General features: G+C 68.9%; 17 protein-coding genes. 6 read left to right on the forward strand and 11 right to left on the reverse strand.

Annotated features, from left to right (window positions below):
• Positions 1 to 118 precede the first annotated feature (118 nt).
• The 5 genes from ACFV15_RS43570 to ACFV15_RS43590 form a co-directional block, all read right to left on the reverse strand.
• A complete protein-coding gene (locus tag ACFV15_RS43570) occupies positions 119 to 1276 on the reverse strand; it encodes a glycosyltransferase family 4 protein (RefSeq protein WP_378358751.1) in 1158 nt (385 codons plus the stop codon).
• A 70-nt stretch (positions 1277 to 1346) separates the two neighbouring features.
• The gene (locus ACFV15_RS43575; RefSeq protein ID WP_378358753.1) at positions 1347 to 2405 is read right to left on the reverse strand and encodes an NlpC/P60 family protein; all 1059 of its coding nucleotides are present in this window, start codon (positions 2403 to 2405) and stop codon (positions 1347 to 1349) included.
• A 447-nt stretch (positions 2406 to 2852) separates the two neighbouring features.
• The gene (locus tag ACFV15_RS43580) at positions 2853 to 3122 is read right to left on the reverse strand and encodes a hypothetical protein (RefSeq protein ID WP_378358755.1); all 270 of its coding nucleotides are present in this window, start codon (positions 3120 to 3122) and stop codon (positions 2853 to 2855) included.
• Between the two features lie 88 nt (positions 3123 to 3210).
• Positions 3211 to 4962, reverse strand: a complete 1752-nt coding sequence (locus tag ACFV15_RS43585; protein ID WP_378358757.1) for a D-alanyl-D-alanine carboxypeptidase family protein — start codon at positions 4960 to 4962, stop codon at positions 3211 to 3213.
• A gap of 125 nt (positions 4963 to 5087) precedes the next feature.
• Positions 5088 to 6449 carry an NYN domain-containing protein gene (locus ACFV15_RS43590; RefSeq protein WP_378358759.1) on the reverse strand — a complete coding sequence of 454 codons (1362 nt, stop codon included), beginning with the start codon at positions 6447 to 6449 and terminating at the stop codon, positions 5088 to 5090.
• Positions 6450 to 6547: 98 nt separating this feature from the next.
• Here ACFV15_RS43590 and ACFV15_RS43595 point away from each other — a divergent pair, with 98 nt between their 5' ends.
• Positions 6548 to 8266, forward strand: coding sequence for a DEDD exonuclease domain-containing protein (locus ACFV15_RS43595; RefSeq protein ID WP_378358761.1), 1719 nt, complete (start codon positions 6548 to 6550; stop codon positions 8264 to 8266).
• Positions 8267 to 8299: 33 nt separating this feature from the next.
• Entirely contained in the window at positions 8300 to 8581 is a 282-nt protein-coding gene (locus tag ACFV15_RS43600; protein ID WP_378358763.1) for an Lrp/AsnC family transcriptional regulator, read from the forward strand.
• A 155-nt stretch (positions 8582 to 8736) separates the two neighbouring features.
• Here the strand turns inward: ACFV15_RS43600 and ACFV15_RS43605 are convergent, their stop codons facing one another.
• The 4 genes from ACFV15_RS43605 to ACFV15_RS43620 form a co-directional block, all read right to left on the reverse strand.
• Positions 8737 to 10425, reverse strand: a complete 1689-nt coding sequence (locus tag ACFV15_RS43605) for a cytochrome bc complex cytochrome b subunit (protein WP_378358764.1) — start codon at positions 10423 to 10425, stop codon at positions 8737 to 8739.
• Positions 10422 to 11570: a ubiquinol-cytochrome c reductase iron-sulfur subunit gene (locus ACFV15_RS43610; RefSeq protein ID WP_378358765.1), complete on the reverse strand. Its 1149-nt coding sequence runs from the start codon at positions 11568 to 11570 to the stop codon at positions 10422 to 10424. The genes ACFV15_RS43605 and ACFV15_RS43610 overlap by 4 nt, the downstream gene beginning before the upstream one ends.
• Positions 11567 to 12394, reverse strand: a complete 828-nt coding sequence (locus tag ACFV15_RS43615) for a c-type cytochrome (protein WP_378358767.1) — start codon at positions 12392 to 12394, stop codon at positions 11567 to 11569. Before ACFV15_RS43615 ends, ACFV15_RS43610 begins: the two co-directional genes overlap by 4 nt.
• 67 nt (positions 12395 to 12461) lie before the next feature.
• Positions 12462 to 13085 (reverse strand): heme-copper oxidase subunit III, encoded by a 624-nt coding sequence (locus tag ACFV15_RS43620; protein ID WP_378358769.1) that lies wholly within the window; start codon positions 13083 to 13085, stop codon positions 12462 to 12464.
• 84 nt (positions 13086 to 13169) lie between these two features.
• Here ACFV15_RS43620 and ACFV15_RS43625 point away from each other — a divergent pair, with 84 nt between their 5' ends.
• From ACFV15_RS43625 to trpD, 3 genes are read left to right on the forward strand one after another with little or no spacing between them, the layout of a single operon-like run.
• Positions 13170 to 13583 carry a hypothetical protein gene (locus ACFV15_RS43625; RefSeq protein WP_378358771.1) on the forward strand — a complete coding sequence of 138 codons (414 nt, stop codon included), beginning with the start codon at positions 13170 to 13172 and terminating at the stop codon, positions 13581 to 13583.
• A gap of 57 nt (positions 13584 to 13640) precedes the next feature.
• The gene (locus ACFV15_RS43630; RefSeq protein ID WP_091296649.1) at positions 13641 to 14042 is read left to right on the forward strand and encodes a hypothetical protein; all 402 of its coding nucleotides are present in this window, start codon (positions 13641 to 13643) and stop codon (positions 14040 to 14042) included.
• Positions 14043 to 14047: 5 nt separating this feature from the next.
• A complete protein-coding gene (gene trpD, locus ACFV15_RS43635) occupies positions 14048 to 15079 on the forward strand; it encodes an anthranilate phosphoribosyltransferase (protein WP_378358772.1) in 1032 nt (343 codons plus the stop codon).
• A 170-nt stretch (positions 15080 to 15249) separates the two neighbouring features.
• On the opposite strand, the gene ACFV15_RS43640 is transcribed toward trpD, so the two are convergent.
• Both ACFV15_RS43640 and coxB read right to left on the reverse strand, forming a co-directional pair.
• Positions 15250 to 15672: a cytochrome c oxidase subunit 4 gene (locus ACFV15_RS43640; protein WP_378358774.1), complete on the reverse strand. Its 423-nt coding sequence runs from the start codon at positions 15670 to 15672 to the stop codon at positions 15250 to 15252.
• A gap of 58 nt (positions 15673 to 15730) precedes the next feature.
• Positions 15731 to 16594: a cytochrome c oxidase subunit II gene (coxB, locus tag ACFV15_RS43645; protein ID WP_378358778.1), complete on the reverse strand. Its 864-nt coding sequence runs from the start codon at positions 16592 to 16594 to the stop codon at positions 15731 to 15733.
• A gap of 223 nt (positions 16595 to 16817) precedes the next feature.
• Between coxB and asnB the strand changes: the two genes are divergently transcribed.
• Positions 16818 to 18743, forward strand: a complete 1926-nt coding sequence (gene asnB / locus ACFV15_RS43650) for an asparagine synthase (glutamine-hydrolyzing) (RefSeq protein WP_378358776.1) — start codon at positions 16818 to 16820, stop codon at positions 18741 to 18743.
• The last annotated feature ends 174 nt before the right edge of the window (positions 18744 to 18917 follow it).

An 18917-nucleotide genomic window follows, 5' to 3' on the forward strand; every position in this document is an offset into this window, starting at 1 on the left:
ACCCGTCGCCTGAGCAGCCAACCGGCTACCAAGACCACCCGGCTCCGCCGGGTGCTGACGCGCGCCCACTCACCATTATTTTCGGATTAGAACCGGCCGGAACACTCACGAGGCCTCGTCAGCGGATGGCGGCGACCGGGTTGCCGTCCAGGAAGCCGGTGAGGCGGTCGACCATCGTCTCCCAGCGCCAGGACCGGCTGACCCAGTCGCGGCCCGCCTGGCCCATGCGGCGGGCTCGGACGGGGTCGGCCAGCAGCGCGGCCAGGGTTTCGTGGAGCTGTTCGACGTCCCTGCCGTCGACGACGTGGCCGGTGACCTCGTCGAGGACCGTCTCGGGGGCGCCGCCGGAGCGGCCGGCGACGACGGGGAGGCCGGTCGCGGAGGCTTCGAGGTAGACGAGTCCGAGGCCTTCGACGTCGAGGCCCTTGCCGCGGGTGCGGGCGGGCATCGCGAAGACGTCGCCCGCGTTGTAGTGCGCGGGCAGCTCGGGCCAGGAGACCGAGCCGGTGATCACGACGTTGCCGGTGAGCTCGAGGTCGGAGACCATCCGGGTCAGCGTCTTGCGGTACGGGCCGCCGCCGACCAGCAGCAGCGCGACGTCCGGGATGCGCTTGCGGAGTTCGACCGTCGCCCTGATCAGCTGATCCTGGCCCTTGCGCGGGACCAGGCGGGACACGCACACGACCGTCGGGCGGTCGCGCAGGCCGTAGCGGGCGCGGATCTCGTCGCGGGCCGCCGGGTCGGGGCGGAAGAGGTCGGTGTCGACGCCGGACGGGAGCATCTCGAGCCCGGCCATCGGGCCGAACGCGGCGGCGAAGCGGGTGCGGGTGTACTTGCTGACGTAGGTGAGCACGTCGGTGGTGTCGCCGATGCGCCGCAACGCCTGCCTGGCCGCCGGGAGCATCGACCAGCCGACCTCGTGGCCGTGGGTGGACGCGATGACCCGCCGGGCCCCCGAGGCGCGCAGCGAGTGCCCCAGCAGTGCGAGCGGGGCCGCCGCGCCGAACCAGACCGCCTCGCAGTCACGCGCGCGCATGATCTCCTTGGCGCGCTTGAGCACGTCGGGGGTCGGGAGCATCAGCGACGTCGGGTGGCGGACCACCTCGAAGGCGGCCTCCGCGTCGAACTCGCCGTGCGAACCCGACGGCGACTCCCACGACGGCGCGTAGACGACCAGGTCGTCCGCGGGCAGCCGGGTGGCCAGCGAGTGCAAGTAGTTCTGGATCCCGCCGGGACGGGGCGGGAAGTCGTTCGTCAGCAGAAGCGTGCGCACCACGGGGTCAACCTATCCGGCCCATGAAAAAGAGCCGGGGCGGCATGGCCCCGGCTCTTTTTCGGACGACTTGCTACGCGACCCGGCGTGCGCCGGCGTATCCGCTCTGCAATGGCGAGATCTTGACCACGTCGCCCGTGGTGGGCGCGTGGACCATCTTGCCGTCGCCGATGTACATACCGACGTGGTGCACCGGCGAACCGAAGAACACCATGTCACCGGGGGCGAGCTGGTCCCGGGAGACCGCGACGCCTTCCGAAGACGCCATCGCGGCGCTGGAACGGTTCTTCAGCGTGATACCGGCCCGCTGGAACGCCCAGACCATCAGGCCCGAGCAGTCGAACGAACTGGGACCGGTCTTGCCCCACGCGTACGGGCTGCCGAGCTTGCTCAGCGCGGCGTCGACCGCGGCCTGCGCGGCGGGGCCGGGCGCCTTGACGTTCGGCCGGGCGCCGCCCTGGTCCTTCTGCGCGTCCTTGTCGGACGGGTTCAGGAACGAGTAGGCCTTTTCCAGCTCCTTGATCTGGGCGTCGAGCGACTTCTTCTTCGCGTCGATGTCACCCTGGAGCTTGGCCGCCGCGTCCCTGGCCACCTGCGAGGCGGTCTGCGCCGCGGTCGCCGCGTTCTCGGCGGCCTTGGCCTGATCGACCGCGCTGGTCAGGCCCTTGAGCGCGTTGTTCTTGTCCGTGGCCAGCACGTCGAGCGCGGCTGCGCGCTCGAGGAACTCCTGGGTGGAGGCGCCGGAGAGCAGCGCGGAGACCTTGTTGAGCTGGACACCACTGGTGAACGAGGCACCGGCGAACTTGTCGACCTCGACACGGAACTTGTCGACCTCGACACCGGCAGCCGCGCCAGCGGCCTTGGCGGCCTCGACATCGGCACCGGCCTTCTGCAGGTCGGCTTCCCTGTCCTTGAGGTCGTCGGTGGCCTTGAGGTATTCCTCGTTGATCTTCTCGGCCTGCGTCGCGAGCTCGCGGTACTTGGTGAGCGCTTCGGACGCGTTGCCGGGCGGGGTCTGGAGGGCGGGGACTGGGGCTGCGATGGCCGGTGCTTGGGGGACGCTGACAGCCGCGAAAACAGCTGTAGCAGCCAATGCTCCGGACACCACGCGCTTGACTGGATGCGACTTCACGCCGCGCGTGTCTCCTCTGCTCGTCAGCCGCCTACCTGGGCAACGCCGTCGAAGAGATCGGGGGCTCTCTTCCTTGCGCATCGCGGGCGGACACACACCCGCGCCACACGTGGCGATTTCCCGCTGCGTACCTGGCCGAGTTCTACCTCAACAGGTAAAGCGCGCAGTGGTTCCGGCACAGCTCCCCGACAAAGCTGTTTCGGCGGCGATCCCGCGTAGCCGCCCCTGCTGCGACGGCGTTGGGCCACGAGATCTCGGCTAGGTTACGAAACCTCGGGCGCGACGTCCACCAGGGTGAGAGCAAAAACTCTCAGTGATGCGCCGAAACACCATCGGACCAGCAAATGCATATTAGTGTGACTGACGCTACATGCAGGGCGTTTGTTCGCTACCGACCGTTCATCAACTCAGAACGACCACTCGGCGCGTCGTCACTATCAGAGCGTGTCACGCCGGTCGTCGATGATCACCCCAGACACCGGTTTCCGGTTCTGCCATCGGCACCATTCGCAGACGCGGCACCATGCCGGCCTCGGCCAGCGCGTCGATCGCCCGGCGTTCGTCGGGGTCCCATTCCAGCGCGGGCGGCGCGCCGAGCAGCACGCTCACCACACAGTCCGAGCAGGCGTCACCGCGCACCTGGCACCGGTTGCAGTCGATGACCATGTTTTCGATCTCTTCGACGCTGACGTCAACGCCGTCCGGCCTGAGTTCCATCGCTCGCTCCCGTCACTTGGGCTTATGACAGGAACGGTAGGACCGACCACCGACAGTTTTGGAAGACTCAGCGGCAGGCGGCGGCGCGCTAGCCGGTGAACTCCCAGTGCCACGGCTCCTCGCGGCCACCGCCCGCACGCGCCCAACCAGGGTTTATCCAGCCGAAACGGCCAGCGTTCGCGATCAGCCAGCGATACTGGGAACTGCCGAAAGATTCCGCGCCACCGCACAGGTCGACGGCTAATCCCCAACCATGATTGCTGGTACCCGGAATGGCGGCCAATGACGGTTTGCGCCGATAAAGATCGACCTGCGCGCCGAACGTCCGATACGAGTCGGTCACACAGATAAGCGAGCCGAATGTCCCGCCATAAGCCTGCGACATCGCGTAGAAGGATTGCGCCGCGTCACAGCGCAAAACGTGCGAGCCGACGCCGATCGGGCACAAGGCCGCGACCGGGATCAAACCATTCGGATAGCCACCCCATGCGCCCGCCGCCGAGCCCTGCCGCGCCGGCATCTCGACGCCACCACATCGCCAGGTCAGTTCGCCATTCCCACGCTGCGGGACGGCCACAGCCTGGCGCGCGCCGAGCGACGGCCGCGAGACACCCACAACGGTGTCACCCGAAGGTATGGCCGAGACGACCACACCCGCCGTGCGGGCGTCCGAAACGAGCATCGTCCGTCCGTCGAGCACGATGCCGACCGACTGGACGCCGTAACGGGCCGGTCCGAGGAACACGAGATCACCTGGTTGGGCGACAGCGAGATCGACCGGACGGCCTACCGCCAGCTGGTCGCCCGCCGAGCCGGGCTGCGGCAGCCCGGCGCCGGTGAACACCGACCGGACCAGCCCGTCGCACGAGTACGCGACCGGCCCCTCGCCACCGGAGTGCGGCACGTACGGCTTGCCGAGCGCGCCCACGGCCGCCGTCACCGCCGCGATCGTCTCGCGCGGGAGCACCAGCAGCCGCTGGCCGTCCCTGATCGCCTCCGCGACGCCCCCGATGAGCCCGAGCGCGGTCAGCCCGGCAGGCAGGCGCGCGGGGTCGCGCAGCGCGGCGGCGGACGGCGGCGTGATGCCGGCGGCGGCGAGCCGGTCGGTGTAGTCCTTCCAGTTCGCGGCCGTCTTGGCGTTGAGCTCCTGCTGGGTCTTCTGCTGCGCGACGACGGCGTCGTTGGCCGCGGTGATCGGCCCGCGCAGCTCGGCGGACACCGCGTCGGCGCGGTTGGTCGCGTCGGAGGTCCGCTTGTCCAGGTCGGCCCGCCGGTCCGCGGCCTGCTTTTCGACCCCCGAAGCCGCCTGCTCGGCGTCGACGGCCTTGCGATGCCGCTCCAGCGCCGCGCCCAGCCGCGTGTCCTGCTGCGCGCGGATGAATTCGACCATCGAAGCGCCGTCGAGCAGGTCCTTGTTGTTCCCGGCCGCGATGAAGGCCGACAGCTTGCTCGGCCGGATCATCGAGGTGAACGCCTCACGCGAAAGCTGGTCGACCTCGGCCTGCTGCGCGGCGACCACGGCTTCGGCGGCCTGGCGCTCGGCGGTCGCGTGCTGCAGTTTCGCGGCGGCGTCGTTCAGATTCTCCTGCGCGAGCTGGACCTGACCGGCGAGCTCTCCGAGCTGACGCTGCACGTCGGACGCGCTGCGCTGCAGTTCGGCGACCTTGGGGTCGGCGAAGGCGTCACCCGGCCGCGGGTCGGGAACGGGGACGCCAGGCGCGACACCGGCTTCGACCCGCAGGTCACCAGGGTCGGCCGGCGGCTGGTTCTGCGCGCTCGCGGTCCGCGCGCACAGCAAAGCGGCGGCGATCACGAACACGGCGAGCAGGCGCGACTTCAAGAAGCTCCTTCGGCGGCAAGGGCTTGTTGTCCTACTGAAAACAACGCGGAATGACGCGTCAGGTTACTCCCGCCCGTCTCCCGCCACCGCCCTCAACGGAGGCGCTGACGCGCCACCGCGCTTATTCAGACCCGGCCCAAGCGACTGACCAGCACAGCCGCGGGCACAGGATGCGCGCCCGCGCTGCGTACCGAGTCCGCGACGGCCCGGTCCGAGGTGGCGACCACCATCGGTCTGCCCGGCGGTTCCGCGGCCACGAGCGACCGGATCACGTCATCGGCGAGCACGCCCCGATCGGAGAACAGCACCCGCACGCCCCTCGGCACGGCCGCGGGCACGGACAGCACGCCCGCCCCGTCGAACACGACCGTGACCTCGGCACCCGTCCGCGCGGCCAGCGCGGAGAGCTGGTTGGTCAGCCGATCACGCTGATCCGACAGCGCGAGCTCGGGATACCCGGTCTTGGTGACGTTGTAGCCGTCGACGATCAGATGGATGTTCGGCAACGCCAGCAGCTTGTCCAGCGCGCCCGCGTCCTGCACCCGTCCCCCGGCGCCGATGCCCGAGGTCGCGCCGCGCACGGTGTCCGCTGGACGCCGCGTGCCCGACCCGACCGAAAGCTCACGCCGCAGCCCGTTGACCGCGCCCTCGATGGTGCCGAGCAGCAGCGAAAGCCGCACTTCATCGGCCTGCCTCGCCTCACGCGCCGACTGCCGCGCGACCTCCGCGTCGGTCACCGCACGCTCCGCGCGCGCCCGCTCGCGGTCCGCTCGCTGCCGCTCCCGCTCCAGCTTCGCTTGCAGCGCGCTCACTTCGCTCGCCCGCACGGCTCCGCCACGCTCGGCTTCGCCTCGCGCCAGCTCCGCCGCGTCCTTCGCCTGCCGCAGCAGGACGCCCTGCTCACGCAGGCGTCCGCGCAGCTTCTCGAGGTCCGCTTCGCGTTCCCCGCGCGCGTTCTCCGCCGCGCTGCGCGCTTCGGTCAGCTCCTCCTTGAGCCGCTCCAGCTCCGCTTCGAGCCTCTGGTTGCGTGCGACGGCCGCGTCGCGCTCCGCGCGCAGCGTCGTCTCCTCGGCGTTCTTCGCGACCAGCCGCACCCGCGACGTCGCGCTCGACTCACCGAGCAGCACGGCGGCCGCCGCGGCGGCGACCGAGTCGGCCGAGTTGGGGTCGAGCGCGTCCTGCCGGTGGTCGCGCAGCCACTCGATGACGGCGGTCCTGAACTTGGACGACTCGCCCAAAGTGCTGATCAGCGCGGTGCCGCCGAGCTTCGCGCGCTTGGCCGGCGCGAACTTCGCGACGGGCCTGAGCTGGCGCGGGACGTCCACATTGGGCAGCTTGCCGAGCGCGGCGGCGGCGAGTTCGGCGATCCGCTCGCGCACCGCCTCCGGTAGCTCGGACCAGTCGACGGGCACCGCTTCGGCGCGCGGCTGAGGGCCGGCGGACGTGGCGTCCTCCGGGTGCTCTTCGCGGGCGGCCTGCGGGTGCATTCGCTCAGCGTAGGCCCCCTGGCCAACACCCGCGCTGGATGGGATGCCGTGGACACGGTGACGAATTTATGTCGGTGGGTGACCCTAGGGTGCGCGACATGGATTCGGGGCGGCGGTTCGAAGACGCCCAGCTGACGTTCGACGAGCTGGGAACACCCTTGCGTAGCACCACTTTCGTCATTTTCGACCTGGAGACGACCGGCACCAGCCCCGGCGCGGACGCGATCACCGAGATCGGCGCGGTGAAGGTCAGGGGCGGGCAGCTGCTGGGCGAGTTCGCAACCTTCGTGAATCCAGGGATGCCGATCCCGCCGCAGATCGTCGCACTGACCGGGATCACCACCGCGATGGTCTACGACGCGCCGACCATCGACAGGGTGCTTCCGGCGTTCCTCGAGTTCATCGGCGGCGCGGTGCTGGTCGCGCACAACGCGCCGTTCGACACCGGGTTCATCCGCGCGGCCTGCCACGCGCACGGGTACGCCCAGCCGCGCAACGCCGTGGTCTGCACGGTCCGCCTGGCCAGGCGCGTGATCCCGCGGCACGAAACCCCGAGCTACCGGCTGTCCGCGCTCGCGATGCTGTTCAACGCTGCGACGACGCCGAACCACCGCGCGCTCGAGGACGCGCGCGCGACGGTCGAGGTGCTGCACGGGCTGCTGGAGCGCGTCGGCAACCTGGGCGTCCACTCGCTCGAGGAGCTGATCGACTATCTGCCGGAGGTCACGCCCGCGCAGCGGCGCAAACGCGGCATGGCGGCCGATCTGCCGGACAAATCCGGGGTATACCTGTTCCGCGGGCCCAGCGACGAGGTGCTGTACGTCGGCACGGCGTCGAACCTGCGCAGACGGGTCCGCCAGTATTTCACCGGCTCGGAGAGCCGCGGCCGCATCCGCGAGATGATCGCGCTCGCCGAACGGGTCGACGCGATCGAGTGCGCGCACTCGCTGGAGGCGGAGGTCCGCGAGCTGCGGCTGCTCGCGGCGCACAAGCCCGCGTACAACCGGCGGTCGAAGAACCCGCACAGCGCCTGGTGGGTCGGGCTCACCGACGAGGCGTTCCCGAGGCTTTCGGTGGTCCGGATCCCGAGGGACGGCCTGCTCGGCCCTTTTCGGTCCCAGACGGACGCACGGACCGCGGCGGACACGCTGGCGGGTGCGTCCGGCCTGCGCACCTGCACGCAGCGCATCGCCGCGCTCGGGGCCTCCGGAGCCCCCTGTGTGCTCGCGGAGCTGGGGAAATGCGGGGGGCCGTGCGCGGGTCTGCAGAGCGTCGAGGAGTACTCCTCCGGCGTGACGGCGGTGTCCGAGCTGATCGCGGGCCGAGGCGGCGAGCCGCTGCACTCGGCGGCCGCGTACCTGACGCGGCTGGCCGACGGCGAGCACTTCGAGCAGGCCGCCCGGCATCGCGACGATCTGGCCGCGCTGGTGCGCACGGTCGACCGCGCGCACCGGCTGGCCTCGCTGGCGGCGATCCCGGAGCTGATCGCCGCCGGCCCGGACGGTTCGGGTGGCTGGGAGTTCGCGGTCATCCGGCACGGCAGGCTCGCGTCGGCCGGCGTGGCGCGGCGCGGAATCGCGCCGATGCCGGTGGTCGAGCAGCTCGTGGCGGCCGCCGAGACGGTGTTCCCAGGCCCCGGCCCGCTCTTCGGCGCCGCGGCCGAAGAAGTCGGTTTGCTGGTGCGCTGGCTGGCGAAACCGGGCGTCCGGCTGGTGCGCACCTCGGTCCCGTGGGCGGAGCCCGCGCGGGCGGCGGGCGGCTGGCGGTCGTGGCTGGACCTCGCCGCGACGGCGACCAGCCTGGAGCGGGCCGGTTAGTTAGGATCTGGGCACAACTCTTGGGAGGCTCACTTGATCACCGCGATCGTCCTGATCCACGTTGCGGCCGAAACCATCCCGGAGGCCGCGCAGGCGATCGCCGACATCAAGGGCGTCACCGAGGTCTACTCGTGCGCGGGCGACGTCGACCTGATCGCGAAAGTCCGCGTGGCCGCGCACGAAGACCTCGCCGACCTCATCCCGGCGAAGATCAGCAAGGTCCCCGGTGTGCTCAGCACCGACACGCACATCGCGTTCCGCTCCTACTCCCGCGCGGACACCGACTCGGCGTTCTCGATCGGCGTCGAAGGCTGAGTCGCGGGCCTCACCAACCCAAACTTCACCTGCTCGCAGGGCTCAAGCAAAAGGGGTCGTGAGTGGTACGGCCGGTTCTAACCGGCGGGAACACTCACGACCCCCATGCGAAAGGCCCCCGCCAAGACTTGGCGGGGGCCTTCGTGTCGCGAAAATCAGTGCCCTGAGGTGATCTCCTTGGTGGCGGGCGCGTGGCCGTTCTCCGAGGCCTCCGTCGGCTCGCCGCCGATGGAGTCGGGCTGGCCACCGTGACCGTTCGCGCGGGCACGGGCCAGCGCGGCGGTCTCCTCGGCCGGGTCGGCGGTCCACCAGGAACCGGCGACGGCTTCGCCCGCGGAACCGAGCTTGTTCATCTTCTTGGGCACCGTGGCGCCCTGGTACTCCAGCGGGATCGCGTGGCCGTGGTCGTCGACCCCGCCCAGCGGCTGGTGCAGCTCGATGAACTCGCCGTGCGGGAGCCGCTTGATGATGCCGGTCTCGATACCGTGCTCCAGCACCTCACGGTCCGCACGCTGCAGGCCGAGGCAGATCCGGTAGGTGAGGTAGTACGCGATCGGCGGCACCACCAGCACGCCGATGCGGCCTGCCCAGGTGGTCGCGTTCAGCGAGATGTCGAACTGGTCGGCGATGACGTCGTTGAAGCCCGACAGCTCGATGACCATGAAGAACGCCAGCGCCATGATGCCCAGCGAGGTGCGGACCGGGGTGTCGCGCGGACGCTGCAGCAGGTTGTGGTGCGCGGTGTCGCCCGAGAGCTTCCGCTCGATCCACGGATACCCGAGCAGCAGGCCGAACAGCAGTGGCATGCCGATCATGCCGGGGAACGCCACCGCCGGGATCGTGTAGTTGCCGAGGTCGATCTCCCACGGCGGCCAGATCCGGAGCATGCCGTCCGCCCATGCCATGTACCAGTCAGGCTGGGAACCGGCGGAGACCTGCGCGGCGTTGTACGGGCCGATGTTCCAGATCGGGTTGATCTGGAAGAGGCCGGACATCAGCGCGATGACGCCGGTGACGACCGCGAAGAACGCGCCGCCCTTCAGCGCGAACACCGGCATGATGCGCACGCCGACGACGTTGGTCTCCTTGCGCTTCACCCCGGGGAACTGGGTGTGCTTCTGGTACCAGACCAGCGCCAGGTGCGCGCCGACCAGCGCGAGCATGATGCCGGGCAGCAGCAGGATGTGGATCGTGTACAGGCGCGGGATGATCTCGTTGCCGGGGAACTCCCCGCCGAAGATCGCCCAGTGCAGCCAGGTGCCGATGACCGGGCTCGCCAGCACGATGCCCGACAGCGTCGCGCGGATACCGGTACCGGAGAGCAGGTCGTCCGGCAGCGAGTAGCCGAAGAAGCCTTCGAAGCAGCCCAGGATCAGCAGCAGGCCACCGATGACCCAGTTCGCCTCACGCGGGCGCCGGAACGCGCCGGTGAAGAAGATCCGGAACATGTGGACCATCATCGAGGCGACGAAGATCAGCGCGGCCCAGTGGTGCAGCTGCCGCACGAACAGGCCGCCGCGGACGTCGAACGAGATGTCCAGCGTGGTCTCGAAGGCGCGCGACATCGCGACGCCCTGGAGGTTCGTGAAGCTGCCGTGGTAGATGACCTCTTCCATCGACGGGTCGAAGAAGAGCGTCAGGTACACACCGGAGAGCAGCAGGATGATGAAGCTGTAGAGCGCGATCTCGCCCAGCAGGAAGGACCAGTGGGTCGGGAACACCTTGTTGAGCTGGTGGCGCATGCCCTTGGCGAGGTGGTACCGATCGTCGGCCCACTTCGCACCGGCACCGGCCGCCTTTTCGACGGGGTTGGTGCCCTTCGTCGGTGTCGTCAGTGAACTCATTGTGACTTCCGCTCCCAAAAGGCCGGTCCGATGGCCTCGATGAAATCGCCCTTCGCGATTAAGTATCCATCTTTGTCCACGGTAATCGGAAGCTGCGCCAGCGGCCGGGTGGCCGGGCCGAAGATGGGCTTCGCGTAGTGCAGCGCGTCGAACTGCGACTGGTGACAAGGGCAGAGGATGCGGTTGGTCCGCTGCTCGTACAGGGAGGTCGGGCAGCCGACGTGGCTGCAGATCTTCGTGTACGCGTAGTAGTCGCCGTAGTTGAAGTCTTCCTGACCCTGGCGCTTGACGACCTTGGCGGCGTCGGACGGGCGCAGGCGGATCAGCATGACCGGGCTGTCCACCCGCTTCAGCGCCTTGATCAGCGCCTCCTCGTTGCCGTCCTCGCTCTTGCGGTACGGGAACACCGTCTCCATCGCGCCGGCGTCGAGGTCCTCGGCCTTGACCAGTGTCGCGTGCTTCTCTTCCCAGTTGCCGGTGAACCGGCGCAGGTAGACGACCTCACCGGGGTACTCCGACTTCCACGGGGTGTGCCAGAGGGAGTCCTTGTTCTCGGTGTCCTTCCAGGGGTCCTTGATGAAGGACGCCACCGGCAGCGCGGCGGCCGCGAGGCCGATCGCACCCATGCCGAGACCGGCAGAGCGCTTGATCAGCGAACGCCTGGCGATGGTCGAGCGGTTACCCGCGTCGGCCAGCTGCGCGAGGATGGTGGCCTTGTCGACCTCCGCGGAGCCGCCGTCGCCGCGCTCCTGGATCGCCACCTCGTGCGGGATGAACTTCTTCGTGTACAGCAGCAGGCCGATCGCGAGGCTCAGGATCGCCACGCCGAGCGACACGCCCAGCGAGGGCGTGAACAGGCTGTACCTGTTGTGGCCGTCCGGGTCGGACGGGGCCTTGTACTCCCACCACTCCGGCCACGCGACGACCACGACGAACGCGATCGCCGACAGCGCCGAGAGCCCGAACCAGGCGGCGATGGCGCGCTCGGCGCGCTTCTCCGCGCGGGTGCCCTTGACCGGCCAGGGGTCGGGGTACTCGACGAGGTCGACCCCGTCGAGGTTCGTGCCCAGCTTGACCAGCTGATCACGGTCCATCTCGGCCAACTCCGCCTCACTCGGCGGCTTCGGCCCCTCCGCGGCGCTCATGCCTTCGATCCAATCCACAACGTCACGCCGATCAGACCGGCGATTCCCACGATCCACGCGATCACGCCTTCGGACGACGGGCCGAACCCGCCGAGGCCGTTGCCGCCGGGGTTGTTGTTCCCGTCGGACACCGACTTCACGAAGGCGATGATGTCCTTCTTCTCTTCAACGCTGAGCTGCCGGTTCGAGAACTTCGGCATGTTCTGCGGGCCGGTGAGCATCGCCGTGTACAGCTGCTCTTCGGTCGCCGGGTCCAGGTTCGGCGCGAACTTGCCGCCCGAGAGCGCGCCGCCGCGGCCGGTGAACTGGTGGCACGAGGCGCAGTTGAGGCGGAACAGCTCGCCACCGCGTGCCGGGTCCTTGCCGCGCAGCGCCTCGCCCTTCTCCGCGGGCCGCTCCGGGCCGCCGCCGTGCGCCTGCACGTAGGCGCCGACCGCGTCGATCTCCTCGGGCGTCAGCTTCGGCGGCTTGCGCGGGATCTGGGCTTCCTGACGGGCGGCGGGCATCCGGCCGCTGGAGGTCTGGAAGTAGACGGCGGCGTCACCGATGCCGATCAGGCTCGGCCCGCGGTCCTGCACACCTTCGAGGTTGAGGCCGTGGCACTCGATGCAGGTGTTGTTGTAAACCTGCTCGCCCTTGCGCAGCAGAGCCGGGTCTCCCTGGGCTTGCGCGGTCTGGGGCGAGGGGGCGAACACCGCGTACAGCCCGCCGACACTGAGCAGCCCGATGCCGAGCGCGAGTGCGCCGGCGAACCGCCTGCGTGCCTTGGTCCGGGCCCGGAACCTGCGCTCCGTCTTCGCCTCGGTGTTCTTACTGGTGGTCATCTCTGCGGCAACCCTTGCTGTCAGTTCGGGCCGATGTGGACGTGGTGGCTGGCTGTGCTGCGGTCGATCAGGGAAGCAGGTAGATGACCGCGAACAACCCGACCCACACGATGTCGACGAAGTGCCAGTAGTAGGACACGACGATCGCCGACGTCGCCTGCGCGGGGGTGAACTTGCTCAGCCTGGTCCGGATGAGCAGGAACACGAACGCGATGAGCCCGCCGATGACGTGCAGTCCGTGGAAACCGGTCGCCAGGTAGAACACCGTGCCGAACGGGCCGGACGGGATCGTCAGGCCTTCTTCGACCAGGTTCAGGTACTCGTAGCCCTGACCGCCGACGAAGATGGCGCCCATGATCAGGGTCGCGATGTACCAGCGCCGGAGGCCGTACACGTCACCCTGCTCGGCCGCGAACACGCCGAGCTGGCAGGTGAACGACGAGGCCACCAGGATCACCGTGAACGGGATCGCGTACGGCAGGTTCAGATGGAACTCTTCGCCGTGCAGCAATGGCGGCCAATGGCCGGAGGAGTTCTGGGCCTTGACCGTGAAGAACATCGCGAACAGCCCAGCGAAGAACATGAGCTCGCTGGAAAGCCACACGATGGTGCCGACACTGACCATGTTCGGCCTGTTCAGCGAGTGCACCCGCTGGCTGATGGTGGGAGCTGCCGTTGTCACGCGTCGCATTATGTCCTCTCACGCCGTCGCGCGTCCGCTCGGGTCCACGGCGGGTCGCGTGCGGACTCGATCACAATCAGGAGGGACCTACCCGTGAGTTTGCTTGATCGGCTCCGCGACCTGGTCAGAAAGCCGCAAGAGCCCGATTTATCCACCTCAACGCCCGGTTTGACCGTGGTCGCGTCGGCGTTCGACCCCGCGGAAGCCGACTCTTCCGTGCTCGCGAGATCACCCGACTGGGTCGCCGAACGGCAGGCGGTGCTGCGCCATCACCTCACGCTTCCGTCGGGTCGCGTCGAGGAGGCCACGCGCACGCTCGCCCAGGACGGCTGGGAGCTGCGCGAACAGTCCCGCGACGGCGACACCGTGACGTTGCACGCACTGCGTGTCCAGACACTCGACGCGCTGCACTGCGCCCAGGAACGGTCCCGCATGGCCGGTCTGGCGCAACGGCTCGGCGGCGACTCGCTCGGCTGGGACGCACTGCAAGCCCCTCCTCCTACGTGATCTCGGTCATGGCCGATAGCATCGGGCCGAACCCCACCGCTTCTGGAGGAATGCACGATGAGCGACTCGCTGAGGATCCTGGTGTTCAGCCACAAGCCGGAGGTGCGCGAGTCGATCATCAACGCGATCGGCCGCCGCCCGGCCACCGACCTGCCGAGGGTCGAGTTCGTGGAGGTCTCCGGCGTCGGCAAGGCGATGGAGGAGATGGACGCGGGCGCCGTCGACCTGGCGCTGCTCGACGGCGAGGCCCAGCCGACCGGCGGCATCGGCCTCACCCGCCAGTTCAAGAACGAGATCGAGAACTGCCCGCCGATCGTGGTGGTCGTGCGGCGCAAGGACGACCGCTGGCTGGCCACCTGGTCGCAGGCGGACGCCGTGCTGGTGCACCCGCTCGACCCGCTGACGGCCGCCGAGACCGTCGCGGACGTGCTGCGGCGCGTCCCAGCCGTGCACGGGTGAGCCGGATGGCACAGACCTGGCCCGCGCTGCTCACCCAGCTCGTCGCCCGCGCCGATCTGTCCGAAGCGGACACCACGTGGGCCATGGACCGGATCATGGCAGGCGAGGCGACCCCGGCTCAGATCGCCGGGTTCGCGATCGCGCTGCGCGCCAAGGGTGAGACCGCGGCGGAGATCTCCGGGCTCGCCGCGGCGATGCTGGCGCACGCGCGCCGCGTTTCCTGGGACGGGCACGCGGTCGACATCGTCGGCACCGGCGGCGACCGGTCGAACTCGGTCAACATCTCGACCATGGCGTCGATCGTGACGGCCGCCGCCGGCGCGCCCGTCGCCAAGCACGGCAACCGCAGCGCTTCGTCGAAGTCGGGCGCCGCCGATGTGCTGGAGGCGCTGGGCGTGACGATCGGGCTCGGCCCCGAGGACGTCTCGCGCTGCATCAGCGAGGTCGGCATCGGCTTCTTCTTCGCGCCGGTGTTCCACCCGGGTTTCCGGCACGCCGGGCCGACGCGCAGCGAGCTCGGCGTCCCGACGACGTTCAACCTGCTGGGGCCGCTGACGAACCCGGCACAGCCGTCGAGCGCGCTGATCGGCTGCGCGTACGCGGACAAGACGCAGGTGCTCGCGGAGGTCTTCGCCAGGCGCGGCGCGACGGTGCTGCTCGTACGCGGCGACGACGGCCTCGACGAGATCACCACCACGTCGACGTCGACGGTCTGGGTGATCACCGGCGGCGAAGTCCGCAGGGAGACGTTCGATCCGGCCACTTTGGACATTCCGCGCGCCACGGCCGAGGATCTCCGCGGCGGCGACGCCTTGGAAAACGCCGAAGTGGTCCGTCAACTCGTGGCCGGTAAGTCAGGTCCGGTCCGCGACGCGGTCCTCCTCAACGCGGCCGCCGCGTTGGCCGCGCACAAGGGCTTCTCCGGCTCACTGACGGACGATCTCCGCGCCGGCCTCACCCGGGCCGCCGCCGCGATCGACTCGGGCGCCGCGGCCACTCTCCTGGCCGACTGGGCCGCCTTCAAGCCCACCCCCTGACCCAGCTGAAAAAAATCCCAATGTGGCTTTCGTCAGCTTTGAGCTGACGAAAGCCACATTGGCGGGCTGAAACCTGACCAATGCCGCATTGGGATTTTTTTCCCAGGCCCTGGCAGGCGAAAGGCCCCCTCCCGGAGTCCGGGGAGGGGGCCTTTCGGCAGGTCGAAGGCTCAGTCGTGGTTCGGGCCTGTGTGGTACTCGAACACCAGTCCGCCGATCGTGATGAGCAGCATGGCGATGGCGATCACCAGCAGCCAGACGTGGAAGAACGCCAGCGCCAGGCCCGCGAGGCCGGCCGAGGCCGCGAGGCCGATCGGCCAGTAGCTGCCGGGGCTGAAGAAGCCCAGCTCGCCGGCGCCGTCGCTGATCTCGGCTTCCTCGTTGTCCTCGGGGCGCGCCGAGTCCAGGCGGCGTGCCACGAACCGCAGGTAGGTGCCTGCCAGCAGGGAGAGCCCGCCGGTGAGGATCAGCGCGACCAGGCCGACCGGCTCGGTGCCGTACCCACTCCAGAAGTGGGTCATGATCCCGTAGGCGATCGCCGCGAGGAAAGCAAAGCCGGTGACGAGTTCGAAGATCCTGGCTTCGACCTTCATGACTGAAATGTCCTTACTGGTGTCGAACGCTGGTCGGGACGGCGAGTGGCGGCGCGGCTCAGCCGGACGCGGTGCGCGCGGTGCGGTCGGTGTTGAACGGCTGCGTCGTGACGGCGTGCGGGGTGCACAGCTCGCCGCAGTTCATCGCGGTGAGCGCCTCGGACGCGGTGTTTGACTTGCCGGTCTTCGGGTTGATCTGCCCGCGCAGCTTGAGGTAGGCGTCGTACTTGTCCGCCGACAGCGCACGGACCTCGAAGTTCATCACCGAGTGGTAGGTGCCGCACAGTTCCGCGCACCGGCCGACGAAGGAGCCTTCGCGGTCGATGGTGTTCTGGAACGTGTCGTCCTGGTTGTTCTTGCGCGGGTTCGGCATGACGTCCCGCTTGAAGTGGAACTCCGGCACCCAGAACGAGTGGATGACGTCGGTCGACTCGATGCGGTACTCGATGGTCTTGCCGACCGGCAGCACCAGCAGCGGGATCTCGGTCGAGCTGCCGACCGTGCTGATCTCGGTGCCCTCGGCGTTCTTCGTGCCCGGGTACCGGAAGTCCCAGTTCCACTGGAACGCGATCACGTCGACCTTGACGTCCGGGTTCGGCTTCTTGTCGAGCACGTTGCTCTCGGTGGTGGCGGTGAAGAAGAACAGCACGCACACCATGATCAGCGGGGTGATCACCGTGAAGAGCTCGAGCGGGATGTTGTACTGGAACTGGCGCGGGAGCACTTCCTGCTCACCTTCGGCCGTCGCCTTCTTGCGGTGGAAGATCACCGTCCAGAAGATCAAGCCCCAGACCACGACCCCGACGGCCAGCGCGGCGATGACGGTCCACGTCCACAGCTGCCGCATCTGCTCGGCCTGGTGGGTGACGCCTACCGGCCAGCCGAACCGCAGGATTTCATCACCGGAGCAACCGGTCGCCATGACGGCCACCAGCACGGCCAGCGCGGCGATTTTGCCGGACTTCACCCAAAGCCTCCTCGACCGAACTTCGTAACTGCAGCGGAGCCTAGCCGAGTTGGCGGCTCCCGCTGACCAAGGGGTAACTCATTCCGCGTGTCCACCCACAAGGGCAGGTGCACGTACACCCCGGGCATACTTGGGGCCTTCTCCCCCCGGTTGCCGATCTTGAGGTGTGTGAATACGCGTGTGCGGCCTGCTTGGACTGATCTGCGCCACTGAGAGCGACGCGGTCAACGCCCGCGAAGCCGTCAACGCGGCGATGCGCTGCCAGCGCCACCGCGGCCCCGACGAGCAGGACACCTGGGCCGACGGCGAGGTCGTCTACGGCTTCAACCGGCTCGCCTTCATCGACCTGGAGCACTCGCACCAGCCGCTGCACTGGGGCCCGCCCGAGGCGCCGGACCGCTACACGCTGAACTTCAACGGCGAGATCTACAACTTCCAGGAGCTGCGCGCCGAGCTCGAGGAGCGGTTCGGCGCGAAGTTCAACACCGAGGGTGACGGCGAGGCGATCGTCGCGGCGTACCACTACCTCGGCGCCGACGCGGTGAAGAAGCTGCGCGGGATGTTCGCGTTCCTGATCTGGGACTCGCAGGAGAAGCTCGTCTACGGCGCGCGCGACCCGTTCGGCATCAAGCCGCTGTATTACGCGCAGGGCCCCGGCGGCATCGCGTTCTCCAGCGAGAAGAAGAGCCTGCTGGAGCTCTCGTCGACGCTGGGCGTCGAGGAGAAGCTGGACCGCACCGCGCTGCAGCACTACCTGGTCCTGCAGTACGTGCCGGAGCCCGAGTCGCTGCACGCCGCGATCCGCAGGCTGGAGTCGGGCACCTCGTTCACGGTCACGCCCGGCGGCACGCCGAAGCTGACGCGCTACTTCAACCCGCAGTTCACCGCTCGCACCGGTGACCGGGGCGAGGCGCTGTACGAGCGCATCGCCGACGTGCTGCAGGACTCCGTCGCCAAGCACATGATCAGCGACCCCGACGTCACGGTCGGCGCGTTCCTCTCCGGCGGCATCGACTCGACGGCCACCGCGACGCTCGCCAAGCGCCACAACCCGAACCTGATCGCGTTCACCACCGGTTTCGAGCGCGAGGGCTACTCCGAGGTCGACGTCGCCGCCGAGTCCGCGGCCGCGATCGGCGTGAAGCACGTGGTCCGCACGGTGTCGTCCGACGAGATGATGGAGGCGCTGCCGCTCATCGTCTGGTACCTCGACGACCCGGTCGCCGACCCCGCGCTCGTCCCGCTCTGGTTCATCGCGCGCGAGGCGCGCAAGCACGTCAAGGCGGTCCTGTCCGGCGAAGGCGCCGACGAGCTCTTCGGCGGCTACACGATCTACAACGAACCGATCTCCTTGGCGCCGTTCGAAAAGGTGCCCGGCAGTGTGCGCAAGCTCATCGGCAAGGTCTCGACGAAGATCCCCGAGGGCACACGCGGCAAGGACCTGCTGCGCCGCGGCGCGCTCTCGCTGGAGGACCGCTACTACGGCAACGCCCGTATCTTCCGCGACGACCAGCTGCGCGGCGTGCTGAAGACGTTCACCGAGGGCGTCGGCTTCAAGGACGTCACCGCGCCCTGGTACGAGGTCTCGAAGGACTGGGACCCGGTCGCGCGCATGCAGCACGTCGACCTCTACACCTGGCTGCGCGGCGACATCCTGGTCAAGGCCGACAAGGTGACCATGGCCAACTCGCTCGAGCTGCGCGTGCCGTTCCTGGACGCCGAGGTGTTCAAGGTCGCGGCGTCGATCCCGCTGGAGGAGAAGCTCGCCAACGGGACCACCAAGTACGCGCTCCGCCGCGCGCTGGAGAAGATCATCCCGGCGCACGTGCTCAACCGGCGCAAGCTGGGCTTCCCGGTGCCGATCCGCCACTGGCTGCGCACCGACATGTACGAGTGGGCCCGCGCCATCATCAACGACTCGCAGACCGACGAGCTCTTCGACAAGGTCGCGGTGCTGCGACTGCTGGAGGAGCACCGCGCCGGCACGCTCGACCACTCGCGCCGCCTGTGGGCGCTGCTGGTCTTCATGCTCTGGCACGGCATCTTCATCGAGCACCGCATCAAGCCGGAGATCCCAGAGCCGGTCTACCCGGTCAAGCTCTAGCCACACCCGCCGAAACCCCCGCGACCACCCGGCCGCGGGGGTTTTCGCTGCTCAGGGGTCGTGAGTGGTATCGCCGGTTCTAACCCAATGCCGGGTAGTTAAGGGGCGGGCAGGTTGGTCAAGCCCCGCCGCTCGGTGGGTGCCGCAGGGGTGGTTGAACGTTGCGAACGGGGC

It is taken from the genome of Amycolatopsis sp. NPDC059657, assembly GCF_042734395.1.
In the GTDB taxonomy this organism is placed as follows: domain Bacteria; phylum Actinomycetota; class Actinomycetes; order Mycobacteriales; family Pseudonocardiaceae; genus Amycolatopsis.